The organism is Fontibacillus panacisegetis (genome assembly GCF_900102215.1).
In the GTDB taxonomy this organism is placed as follows: domain Bacteria; phylum Bacillota; class Bacilli; order Paenibacillales; family Paenibacillaceae; genus Fontibacillus; species Fontibacillus panacisegetis.
In genome coordinates, this window is sequence record NZ_FNBG01000019.1 from 57,882 (window position 1) to 69,838 (window position 11,957).

The 11,957-nt window shown below is 41.0% G+C and carries 15 protein-coding genes; all 15 read right to left on the minus strand.

Annotated elements, in window-relative coordinates:
• Positions 1 to 10 precede the first annotated feature (10 nt).
• Positions 11 to 559 carry a F0F1 ATP synthase subunit delta gene (locus tag BLS49_RS15830; protein WP_091232597.1) on the minus strand — a complete coding sequence of 183 codons (549 nt, stop codon included), beginning with the start codon at positions 557 to 559 and terminating at the stop codon, positions 11 to 13.
• Entirely contained in the window at positions 556 to 1,044 is a 489-nt protein-coding gene (gene atpF, locus BLS49_RS15835; protein ID WP_091232600.1) for a F0F1 ATP synthase subunit B, read from the minus strand. Before atpF ends, BLS49_RS15830 begins: the two co-directional genes overlap by 4 nt.
• Positions 1,045 to 1,159: 115 nt before the next feature.
• Complete coding sequence (gene atpE, locus BLS49_RS15840) at positions 1,160 to 1,384, minus strand: F0F1 ATP synthase subunit C (RefSeq protein WP_091232603.1); 225 nt, start codon at positions 1,382 to 1,384, stop codon at positions 1,160 to 1,162.
• A gap of 108 nt (positions 1,385 to 1,492) precedes the next feature.
• Positions 1,493 to 2,311, minus strand: a complete 819-nt coding sequence (gene atpB, locus BLS49_RS15845) for a F0F1 ATP synthase subunit A (RefSeq protein WP_091232607.1) — start codon at positions 2,309 to 2,311, stop codon at positions 1,493 to 1,495.
• Between the two features lie 35 nt (positions 2,312 to 2,346).
• Positions 2,347 to 2,721, minus strand: a complete 375-nt coding sequence (locus BLS49_RS15850; RefSeq protein ID WP_091232610.1) for an ATP synthase subunit I — start codon at positions 2,719 to 2,721, stop codon at positions 2,347 to 2,349.
• Positions 2,714 to 2,956 (minus strand): AtpZ/AtpI family protein, encoded by a 243-nt coding sequence (locus BLS49_RS15855; protein ID WP_091232613.1) that lies wholly within the window; start codon positions 2,954 to 2,956, stop codon positions 2,714 to 2,716. Before BLS49_RS15855 ends, BLS49_RS15850 begins: the two co-directional genes overlap by 8 nt.
• 182 nt (positions 2,957 to 3,138) lie before the next feature.
• Positions 3,139 to 4,293, minus strand: a complete 1,155-nt coding sequence (wecB, locus tag BLS49_RS15860) for a non-hydrolyzing UDP-N-acetylglucosamine 2-epimerase (protein ID WP_091232726.1) — start codon at positions 4,291 to 4,293, stop codon at positions 3,139 to 3,141.
• Between the two features lie 39 nt (positions 4,294 to 4,332).
• Positions 4,333 to 4,962, minus strand: coding sequence for a uracil phosphoribosyltransferase (upp, locus tag BLS49_RS15865; protein WP_091232617.1), 630 nt, complete (start codon positions 4,960 to 4,962; stop codon positions 4,333 to 4,335).
• A gap of 284 nt (positions 4,963 to 5,246) precedes the next feature.
• Entirely contained in the window at positions 5,247 to 6,548 is a 1,302-nt protein-coding gene (locus BLS49_RS15870) for an ABC transporter substrate-binding protein (protein ID WP_091232620.1), read from the minus strand.
• Between the two features lie 30 nt (positions 6,549 to 6,578).
• Complete coding sequence (locus tag BLS49_RS15875) at positions 6,579 to 7,892, minus strand: ABC transporter substrate-binding protein (RefSeq protein WP_091232622.1); 1,314 nt, start codon at positions 7,890 to 7,892, stop codon at positions 6,579 to 6,581.
• A 39-nt stretch (positions 7,893 to 7,931) separates the two neighbouring features.
• Positions 7,932 to 9,236 (minus strand): ABC transporter substrate-binding protein, encoded by a 1,305-nt coding sequence (locus BLS49_RS15880; RefSeq protein ID WP_091232625.1) that lies wholly within the window; start codon positions 9,234 to 9,236, stop codon positions 7,932 to 7,934.
• A gap of 29 nt (positions 9,237 to 9,265) precedes the next feature.
• The gene (locus tag BLS49_RS15885) at positions 9,266 to 10,138 is read right to left on the minus strand and encodes an extracellular solute-binding protein (RefSeq protein ID WP_175471434.1); all 873 of its coding nucleotides are present in this window, start codon (positions 10,136 to 10,138) and stop codon (positions 9,266 to 9,268) included.
• A complete protein-coding gene (locus tag BLS49_RS15890) occupies positions 10,098 to 10,280 on the minus strand; it encodes a hypothetical protein (RefSeq protein ID WP_091232632.1) in 183 nt (60 codons plus the stop codon). The genes BLS49_RS15885 and BLS49_RS15890 overlap by 41 nt, the downstream gene beginning before the upstream one ends.
• An 11-nt stretch (positions 10,281 to 10,291) precedes the next feature.
• Positions 10,292 to 10,489: a hypothetical protein gene (locus BLS49_RS15895; protein WP_091232635.1), complete on the minus strand. Its 198-nt coding sequence runs from the start codon at positions 10,487 to 10,489 to the stop codon at positions 10,292 to 10,294.
• A 164-nt stretch (positions 10,490 to 10,653) separates the two neighbouring features.
• Entirely contained in the window at positions 10,654 to 11,946 is a 1,293-nt protein-coding gene (locus BLS49_RS15900) for an ABC transporter substrate-binding protein (RefSeq protein ID WP_091232638.1), read from the minus strand.
• Positions 11,947 to 11,957: the final 11 nt, after the last annotated feature.

Below are 11,957 nucleotides of genomic sequence, written 5' to 3' on the forward strand. Positions count from 1 at the left end.
TCACCCCTATCTACAGTGCTTGTCTTCGAAAAGACTTTTCAAGCCGTTCCAGCTTGCCTGCCAAACTACCATCATATAACGTATCGCCAATTCTTACTTTCATACCGCCAAGCAAGCTCTTGTCGATCACATTTTCAACACGGATCTTCTTGTTTACGAGACTACCGAATTCTGCAGCAACTTGTTTCTGCTCTTCATCATTCAGGGCATATGTGCTGTACACGGTAGCATTAGCTACACCTTGAGCATCACCGGAAATTTTGATATACCCAACCAAAAGCTCTGGCAATAGTTCAACGCGTCCCCGTTCAATAAGAAGCTTAGTCAAAGATATAACTGGCTTAGACAATTTGCCTTCAATAGCACGGGAAATAACTGTCCATTTCTCTTCAACAGAGATCTTGGGAGAAGAAAGGAAATGTCCAACCTCACTTTCATTTGAAAAAGAGGACACTAGTGCTTTCAATTCATTTTCGATCTCCAGAGTTTGACCATCCCGTGCAGCAATTTCGTACAACGCTTTAGCATACCGTTTAGCTGCTACGATGTCGCGACTCATGAGCGGCCACCGACTTCTTTCAGATATTGGTCAACCAGTTCGCCTTGTACTTTGTCTTCGCTTACTTCTTTTTCGATCAGCTTGGAAGCAATTTTCACAGATACAGCACCCACTTCGCTGCGCAATTGTTCCACGGCTTTGTTCTTTTCACTTTGAATATCACGAACCGCCTCGTCTTTAAGACGAGTTGCTTCATCCTTCGCGTGATCCAGCAATTCGGCAGCTTGCTTGGAGCTTGTTTGCTTGGACTGTTCAATAATTTCATAAGCTTCTTTGCGTGCCTCTTGAAGAGCTGCTTTCTGCTCCTCAATAAATACAGCCGCTTGTTCGCGAGTCTGAGCAGCCTCGTTTAGCTGCGATTGCACCAGTTCCTGACGTTTCTCCATTACGGAGAACAGAGGACCGAATGCGTATTTGTTAAGCAAGAAGTATAAAATCCCGATCGCAATGATTGCGATGACGGTGTTTTCCCATACGATTTCCAATCTAAGTCACTCCTTTCCGAAGCACATCCGTAATGCGTTCTCTTACCCATCATCAGGGCTAAAAAGAAGGCGCGGACGGCTGTGGCCTTCCCCGCCATTTCTTTTATAAATTCAATTAAGCCTTACCAAAGAACATGAACGCAAGAACGACACCGATGATCGGAAGTACCTCGATCAGACCAACACCGAGAAACATAGTTGTTTGCAAAGTAGATTTAGCTTCAGGTTGACGAGCCATTCCTTCCACTGTTTTGCTGATAACCATACCGTTACCAATCGCTGCACCAAATGCGCCCAAACCTGCTACGATTGCTGCTGCCAATAATGCCATTGCTCCCATTTGTATATCCTCCTTAAAATTAAAAATCATTTTTTATATGTTCAGTCAGGTTAGAAGTCTAGCTCCATTCCTTAACTTGAAACTCTTATAACTACAATAATTTATTGATTAATGATGTTCTTCATCGTGACTCTCAAGGTTTTGCGAAATGTATACCATCATCAAGATAACAAAGACAAAGGCCTGAATCGCACCGACAAAGATACTGAATCCTTGCCATGCCATGAGGAGTGGTACTGAGAAGATTGCCCCAATGATACTAGCTTTTGCTAATGTCATGATGGTAGAAATCAGAACCTCACCCGCAAAAATGTTAGCGTATAGACGCACGCCATGCGTCAACAGTTTCGAGAGCTGCTCGATAATGTTGATCGGCAGGAAGAATGGATACGGTTGGACATAGTGCTTCAGGTAGTTCTTCGTATTTTTGAATAATCCCAAACCATGGGATAACAAGAATACAATTAGAGCCAATCCCATCGTCACGCTTAGATCAGCTGTTGGCGATTTCCACCATGCAACTTCGGCGTGTGCTTCTTCACCCTTCTCATGTGCCGCTTTAAATACCTCAGTAACGCTTGTAATCTCGTGGCCAAAAATCGTTGCTTTAGCCGGATCGTGATATTCTGTAACTACACCGAACGGAAGCCCGAGCATATTGGCTACAAATATGAACAAAATCATAGTCATAGCAAGTGAAAGAAATGGTTTTCCTTTCTTCCAATCCATAGTGCTAGAGATCATATTGCGAATGAACTCAACTACCCATTCCATAAAGTTCTGTAGTTTGCCAGGGTTCTCCACGGACAAATTCCGTGTCGCAAGTCGGGCGACGACAAACACGATCGTACAGGTAACTAGCAGCATCAAAATGACAGACAGATCAAGATGCAACCCGCCTACTTCAATGACTGGAGCTTCATGCATGTTTTCTCACCCCCATTCCAAGGTTGAATTTCTACTTATGAATTACGAGAAAATCTAATACCTACGAATAAAAGAAATAACTGTGCAAAAGCAAGACTTCCGGCAACCGCATACAAATTGAAGTGTTGCGGATATTTCATAGCGACATATACTGACAGAACAGCCATTGCTGTCCTGGTCAAGAAGCCCATGCTGAGTCTCTTCGAGTTGCCGGCAATTGCCGCTTCAGATACTTGTCGTACCTTGCGACCAAGATAGTAAGCATTAAACCAGCTTACTCCACCACCAAGCGCCATCCCCAGAGCAATACTTTGGTATTCCGGCAGTAATGCTCCGCCCAGAAAACATAACATCAAGAAGCCTAAAGTTCCGACTGTCAAAGCACGGCTGTATTTCGCCAGCTCATCCATTTTTTCCCCCCATGACTGACTTAATCAGAGTGATAATACCTAGAATTCCTGCCACAATGCCCACAAGAACGCCAAGACCTATGCCAAGTCCGCTCCCTAGCCAATGACGATCTAGCCATGAACCTAGATAATAACCTCCGACAGTACATACTGCGAGGTTAGTTCCTAGAGCAGTTACTAATCCAATTGCTTTCCACGCGTTTCCATTATTATCAGGTTTTACAGGATCATTCATTTATATCACCCTAATAATCCCAATTTATTTTACTAATTGTGAAGACTCTTTGTCAATTGAGGTTTTTTAGTGATTTAAAGTAGCGAATTGCTAAAAACGTCCTTGAAATTCCTGAAACGAACGTATACACCGTACAGTAATACTGTATACTTTTTCACGGCTGTGATCAAAACTTATTTTTGTTATTTTGTGAACTTTTTGTGAAATTCCTCAGGACGTTGACTGATAATTCCGAAATGGTGACAAATAGCATTGACAATTCTCTCAGATGCCTTTCCATCTCCGTACGGGTTAGCGGCCCGACTCATAGAATCATAAAGTTCCTTGTCACTGAGAAGTGCTTTAGTCCGCTCATATACCATCTCCTCATCTGTGCCTACCAGTTCCAACGTACCAGCCTCAATCCCCTCAGGACGTTCGGTAGTGTCACGCAAGACAAGCACTGGAACACCGAAAGAAGGTGCTTCTTCCTGCAAACCACCGGAGTCAGTAAGGATTAGATGCGTATGCTGATAGAAGTTATGGAAGTCCACAACATCCAATGCATCAATAAGCTTAATACGTGGATGATCGCCCAAAGTTGCATAAGCCGGTTCTTTCACTGCAGGACTTGGATGAACTGGATATACGATCGCTACATCCTCAAATTCATCTGCAATCCTTCTAACCGCGCGAAAAATGTTCATATGCGGCTCACCTTGAGATTCTCGGCGATGGGCTGTCATGAGAATAAGCCGCTTACCTGCGGCCCATTCAAGCACAGAATTTTCATAATTAGGCTGTACAGTATATTGAAACACATCGGTAATTGTATTGCCTGTGATATATATGCTTGACTCTGGCTTATTCTCTTTGAGCAAATTACCCGCAGACCATTCCGTCGGAGCAAAATGAAGGTCAGCAAGAACACCCGTTAACTGGCGGTTCATTTCCTCAGGATATGGCGACATTTTGTTCCAGGTACGAAGACCTGCTTCTACATGCCCAACCTTAATTTGTTGAAGGAAGGCCGCATAGCTAGCCAAAAAAGTAGTTAGCGTATCACCATGTACAAGCACGATATCAGGCTTAGCTTCACGCAGAACGCCTTCTAATCCTTGCAGCACACGAATCGTTATCTCATTAAGGCTCTGATTCGACTTCATAACGTCCAGATCATAGTCAGGAACAATTTTGAAAACATCCAGCACTTGATCAAGCATTTCACGATGCTGAGCGGTCACACACACAATCGACTCGATGTGTTCAGGGTGCTTCTGCAGTTCCAAAATAAGCGGGGCCATCTTAATCGCTTCCGGCCGAACGCCAAAAATCGTCATTACTTTAATTTTCGACATGATATCCCTTCCCTGGTTCATTTCACCATTCATTCATTTTTATTTAGTTCCGTACAACCGATCTCCAGCATCTCCAAGTCCAGGAATAATGTAACCATGTTCATCAAGACGCTCATCAAGAGCAGCCACATATATATCAACGTCTGGATGGGCATCTTGTACTGCTTTGACTCCCTCAGGTGCAGCAATCAGATTCATCATTTTAATTTGTGTGCAGCCACGTTTCTTAAGCGCATCAATCGCTGCTATCGCCGATCCGCCAGTAGCCAGCATCGGGTCAATAACAATTAGCTCGCGCTCTTGTACGTCCGTAGGAAGCTTGATGTAATATTCAACAGGTTGCAAAGTTTGAGGATCGCGGAACAATCCTACATGTCCTACTTTGGCAGCAGGAAGCAATTTCAATACTCCATCCAGCATCCCAAGGCCTGCACGAAGAATCGGAATAAGTCCGAGCATTCGCCCAGAGATGACACGCGACTCTGCCTCAGCGACAGGTGTCTGTACAGTTATCGATTCCAGCGGAATATCTCTTGTTATTTCATAAGCCATCAGCGTAGCTACTTCATCGACCAATTCGCGAAAATCCTTAGTATTCGTTCTCATGTCACGAATAAAAGTCAATTTGTGTTGAATTAAGGGGTGATCACATACCACCAGTTTTGCCATAGTTTGTCCCTCCGGTTTATTGCTCAGTCTTCAATTGTGCGGCTACTTTTCCAATTTCGAAGCTCCACAAATCTTGTTTATTATATCATTGTCTTTTTGCGATTGCCACGTAACATGTCAGCCTGATTTCCCTTTCCCCGTGCAGAAACTTACAAAAAACTAACATGATAAATCCGAAATACTGTCCTATCTACAAAATACACTTCACAAAAGCAAAAGAAATGAACCTTCATCCTCATTTACATTTTGGTTTGAAGGTTCGTTTCGACTCTTGTTATTTCGTACTATTTTTTAAGCTTCTGATCCAAAAACTGTTGACCTCGTTCCTGCATGGACCCCATAGCTTCATCGAGAGTTTTAGCACCAACCATCACTGCCTTTGCTTCGGAATTAATAATTCCCTTCATCTGCGAATTGAACCCATCAGGGACAGCAGTCCAGTCCTTCTTAAAGTGTTCCAGCTTAAGCTTCTGATTATAGAAGGCTTCAACTCGTTTACCGTCTGGATTGTATAAATATTGAGTACGTGTCGGTGCTGCAAAACTGGTTGTTCGCGATTTTTGCTTAGCCAACTGATCACTGTTAACAAATTTAACGAGTTCCCAAGCGGCCTGCTTATTTGCCGAATCAGCATTAACTGTGAAGATATCACCAAAATAATAGTACGAAGAAACATCACGGCTAGATTCTGCAGCTGGGGCTGAAGCTAGGTCCCAATTAAGCTGGAATTCATCACCTTTCTCTGCTTTGGCCCAATAAATCTGGTTATTTAGATAATAGTAGTAATCCATAGTCATCGCGCTAGTTCCCGTTATAAAAGGGTCATAGACCTCAAATGCATCAGTATTAGGTAATACTAGTGCTTTAGAATCATAGGCATCCAAGATCATTTCAAATACTTTCTTATACTCATTGGTATTTATCGTCACTTTGCTATCCTTGGTATTAATCACACTAAGGTTTTCGGCTTGAGCTATTACCTCTTGCAACGAATTGAAGTCCCTCATAAAAAAGCCGTTTATCCCTTCCTCTACAGGGAACCTCTTCGCTAAATCCAGTACCTCTCCCCAAGTCATCCCATCCGTTGGATAGGGAACACTATACTTATCGAATAAATCTTTATTATAGAAAAGCGCCTGATTAATAAATGTAGGAGGCAACCCGTACAGCTTCCCATTCCCGTACTGTCTAAGCATGCTGACAATCTCTGGGTGTATACCCTCGAGATCGAATGCATCATTAGTGATGACATCGTTCAAATCATATAATCTATTGTCTTCCAGCAACTCTGCATATTCACCAATGCCCACCGTCATGACATCCGGTTTCTCTTCCTCCATAGTTTTCGTAAATTGATTCCAGCTAATATTAATAACGTTGAGCTCTATGTTAGGATACTTTGCTGCAAAAAGATCACCGTATTCCTTCATAAATGGTTCTTTACCACCTGGATACATAATTTTAATTGAAGCTTTCATTTGTGGGTCGCCTTCATATTGAATCGTTTCTTTGGTGGAGGAGCAGGCGGTAGTAAAAATTGATGCAAAAAGAAAGACTACAAGTATTGCTTTTAATCGAATTCTCATTTCAATAACCCCCAATTTTATATGAGTTGATTAATCCTTTTTCTTTGCATTTTCATCCAAAAACTTCTGAGCACGCTCTTGCATGGAAGCGATAGCTTCTTCAGGCGTTTTAACGCCTGCCCAGACGGCTTTACCTTCGGAATTGACAATGCCCTTTAAATTACTAAAAAATCTATTGGGAAATAAATCATAATTAATAAATGTTTGAATTTTCGGCTTTAGAATATAAAAAGCTTCCATATGTTTCCCTTCCGGATTATAAATAAATTCTGTCCTCGTAGAAGGAAGCGGCATAGATTCTATGGTTCTTGATTTGGCCTTAGCGAATTCCTCACTATTCACAAACTTGACGAACTCCCATGCAGCCTGCTTCTGCTCAGAATCTGCATTGATTGAGAATATTCCACCAAACATGAAGGAGGGTGAGGAATTACGATCAGATTCATCAACCGGAACCGTGACTATATCCCAATTCAAATGATAATCAGCCCCTTTTTTCATTTTTGCTCCGCCAATTTTATGATACATATAGTAATAGTAGTCAACCGTCATGGCACTTGTGCCAGATAAAAATGGATCGTTGATATCAAAAGGATCTAAACCGGGTACTACAATATGATTAGATTTGTAAGCATCAAATATCAGATCAAACACTTGTTTATAAGAATCTGAATTGAGAGTTACTTGCATGTCCTTTTCGTTGACCTTCCGCAGATTTTTGGTCCAGGAAATTTCGTCAACCAATGTATTGAAATCCTGCATATACAGTCCGCTAATTCCGTCCTCTGCAGGGAATCGCTTGGCTAACTGGATCACCTCTTCCCAAGTCATCCTATCTTGCGGATAAGGAATACCATACCTATCGAACAGATCTTTATTATAGTAGAGCGCTTGGGACTGAAAATTTGGCGGCAGCCCATATAGTTTGCCTTTTCCCATCTCTCGAAATGCGGCTACAATCTCCGGATGAATACCTTCTAAATCAAAATCATCATTTGCTAACAAAGTACTTAGATCGTACAGCCTGTTTTCCTCAGTTAATTGCATGTATTGATCCAAGAATAGTATTAGGACATCCGGTTTCTCTTCTTGTAGCTTCTTCATAAAAGCATCGTCTAGAAGGTAATTTATGTACTGTATCTCAATATTGGGAAACTTCGAGTTGAATATATCTATATACCTCTTCATATAATCGTCTTTACTGCCCAGAGCCATCAACTTGATCGTAGCAGTCATTTTCGGATCGCCTTCGTAATGAATACTCTCTTCAGTGGAGGAGCAGGCTGAAGAGAGAAGAGTAAGTAAAAGAACAACCATCAGTATTCCAATTAAACGTTTTCTCATGGAATAGCCCCCTATTCATTTTAAACAGAATTAGCCTGACTATTTATTTTGCTCTAGCAGCTGCTGTCCGCGTTCCTGTATGGAAGCAATCGCTTCCTCCAAAGTTTTTGTCCCCACCATTGTCGCTTTTCCTTCAGAATTGATGATATCCCTCATTTTTCCGTAAAATCCTTTTGGGAGCAGATCATAGTTGACCGGGGTCCAATTCACATCAGGTTTCAGCTTGTAGAAGGCTTCCATTCGTTTTCCTTCGGGGTTATAGACAAAATCGGCCCTGGAAGGAAGAGTAAATTGGTTCGTCCTGGATCTCGCCTGGGCAAATTCCTCACTGTTCACGAATTTCACAAATTCCCATGCAGCCTGCTTTTGCTCCGACTTGGCTTGAACCGAGAAAATAGCTACTAAATGAAAGTAGGGAGAAATCTCACGATTGGTCTCATTCACCGGAGCTGTAACAACATCCCAATTCAAATGAAGCTTATTACCTTGCTCAATCTTGGCACGGCCAATGTTATTATTTATGTAATAGTAGTAATCCATAGTCATGGCGCTGGCTCCCGTAACAAAAGGATCGTTTACATCTAATGCATCCAAGCCAGGCATGACAACAGCCCCCGATTGATGAGCATCCAGTATCATGTTGAACATCCTGTTATATGAATCTGTGTTTATCGTTACCCTGAGATCCTTCACGTTGACCAAACTCAAGCTAGTGCTCCGTGACAGCGCCTCGACAAAGGCGTTGAAATCTCTCATATACAACCCATTAACGCCATCCTCTACTGGGAATCGCCCTGCTAATTGAAGAACTTCTTCCCATGTCATCTGATCCTCCGGGTAAGGAATACTATATTTGTCGAATAAATCTTTATTGTAAAAAAGAGCCTTTGGCAGCAATTGAGGGGGTAACCCATACAATTTACCTTTTCCAGTCACTCTCAGATACTCTACAATACCTTGATGCATTCCGTTAAGATTGAACTCATCCTTATTCATAAGGGCATCCAAGTCATATAGCTTATTGTTCTGAACAAGCTGTTCATATTGATCCAGCGAAGTAAGCAGTACATCTGGATTCTCACTAGCTAAAACTTCATCGAAGTTATTTTCCCCAAAATTAATAAGCTCAATCTCAATATTAGGGTACTTGGCATTGAACAGATCACCATAGTCCTCCATAAAGCCCTTCTTACTATCAATTGCCATAATCTTTAGCTTCGCGCGCATCTGCTTGTCGCCCTCATATTGAAGGGTCTCTCCTGTTGATGAACAGGAGGTTAATATTACAGACAATAACACCAGCATATTTAGTAGTATAGTTTTTTGCACTTTTATACTCATCATGGCACCTCAAACTTTATACAAATACTGACCTATTTAGGTTCATTCCGTTCAAGCTGCTGTTCCCCGCGCTGCTGCATCGACGATATAGCTTCGTCTAAAGTCTTAGCTCCCACCATCGCTGCTTTACCTTCAGAATTAATGATATCCTGCAAGCTTCCGAAAAAGCCGTCCGGGAATAAATCAAAATTTACAAAGGAACGGTCCAGATCAGGCTTTAGCGTAAAAAAAGCCTCCATTCGTTTTCCTTCTGGATTATAGATATAGCCAGTTCTAGCCAGAGGAGAGAATCCATTCGTTCTTGATTTAGCCTTTGCATATTCTTTACTGTTGATGAACTTAACAAATTCCCACGCTGCCTGCTTGTTCTCCGATTCAGCATTGATGGATAGAAAACCACTAGCAACAAAAAATGATGAAACCTCACGATTTGATTCATCTACAGGAGCTGTAGCCAATTCCCAATTCAAATGATTCCCCTTTTCCTCTTTAGCCCAGTTAATCTTGTTATTCATGTAATAGTAATAATCCACGGTCATGGCACTTTCACCTATAATAAAAGGATCATACACATTAAAGGGATCAAGAAACGGCATAACAACTGCCTTCGATTCGTAGGCATCCATAATCATCTCAAAGATTTTCCTATAGGATTCAGTATTTAGAGCCAGCTTTTTTTCCTTCTCATTAACTGGTTTCAGATTCTCGCTTAATGCAATTTCATTAACGAAGGTATTGAAATCCTGTATATACAGGCCACTAACCCCGTTGTCCGTAGGGAATCTTTTAGCCAGTTGTATCACTTCTTCCCATGTCATCCCATCATTGGGATAAGGAATCTGATACTTATCAAACAGGTCCTTGTTATAATAAATCGCCGTAGTTCTCTTTAAATGATCTTTCACTTGTATTTGTCATAACCTTTAGTGCAGCTTGCATTTGGCGATCGCCTTCATATTGGAGGGTTTCTTTGGTGGACGAGCAGGCGGAAAACAGCATGGTTACAACAAGGGTTACTACCAGCAATGCCGTTAATCGAATCCTCATATAATAGCCCCCTATTTTTTATCCAGAAGCAACTGCCCTCGTTCTTGCATAGATACCATTGCCTCATCTAGAGTTTTAGCTCCCACTGTCACAGCTCGCAGTTCAGAATTAATAATCCCGCTAATATTAGTGTAAAATCTATCCGGGAACGAAGCATAATCAATTAATATACGATTGATGTCAGGATTCAAAGTGTAGAAAGCTTCCATTCTTTTTCCTTCCGGATTATATATATATTCTGTTCGTGCAGGAGGTACGAAACGAATAGCAACAGAACGGTTATTAAAAGAATTGAAGGTCTGTTTATCATTGTATTGCCCCCCAAAAACTCTATTGTCAGCTGGTGATTTAGGTTTAAATCTATAACAATCGATTATTTCCCTTCTGCATTACTCTTCTCCGCTAATTGTTTATCCAATTGTTCCTGACCACGCTCTTCAATAGACACAAGTGCCTCATCAATTGATTTAGCACCAACCGCAGCAGCCTTTAACTCCGATTCAACTATGTTGTAAAAAACACCTCCAAAATTAATAGGGATATTATCGTAATAACTATGACTCACTAAAGCCCTGTTCATTTTAAGATTTGAATAAAAAACTTCTATTCTTTTGCCATCAGGATTATATACATAATCAGTTCTAGTCGGAATACTATTTGTAGTCGTCCGAGAGTTAATTTTTGCGAACTCTTCACCATTAATAAATTTTACAAACTCCCATGCCGCTTGAACATTTTGAGATTTAGTGTTAACAGCGAATATAGTAGGAATAAAGAAGTATGGTGATGCTTCCCTATTGGATTCATCTACAGGTGCAGCAGCCACATCCCAATTTAAATGGAAATTATCCCCTTGCTCTTGCTTGACCCAATAAATGTTGTTGTTTAAATAAGTATAGTATTCAAAAGTCATTGCACTTTTTCCCGTTATAAATGGATCATTTTTCGCGAATCCATCATGAAAGAACACATTTAACGCTTGTGATTTATTCGCATCCAGAATAGTCTCTATTAACTCCTTATAGGAATCTGAATTCATTGTAACTTTCATATCTTTGGCATTGATTTTCTCAAGATTTTTAGTTTGTTCCATGTTACTTAGAAGATCACCCAGACTACGAGTATACAATCCACTTACTCCATCATCGATCGGGAATCGTTTGGCTAGTTGAAGAACTTCTTCCCATGTCATTCCATCTGTTGGATACGGAATATTGTACTTATCAAACAAATCCTTATTATAGAAAAGAGCTTGATTATTAAAGTAAGGGGGTAAACCGTATAATTTTCCCCTACCGCGTTGTCTAAGGATATCAATAACATCCTGATTCATACCCTCTAACTTAAATGAATCATCCGTAATTACGTTATTTAGATCATACAGCTTACCTTCATCCAAATATTCATCATATTTCTCCAAACTTAGCACAAATACATCCGGCTCATCTTGAGTTACCTTAACATCAATATTTGGATACTTTGCTCGAAATAAATTTCCATAGAAAAAATCGAATGTGCCCTGATCCCCATACCCCACTGTGATAGTGGCCTTCACTTGAGGATCAACTTCATATTGAATGGTCTCTTTACTAGATGATGAACAAGCTGTAAAAAAGACAGACATAACAATGATTACTGCTAACCATGTTGTTAATCGTTTACCCATTGATTAGCCCC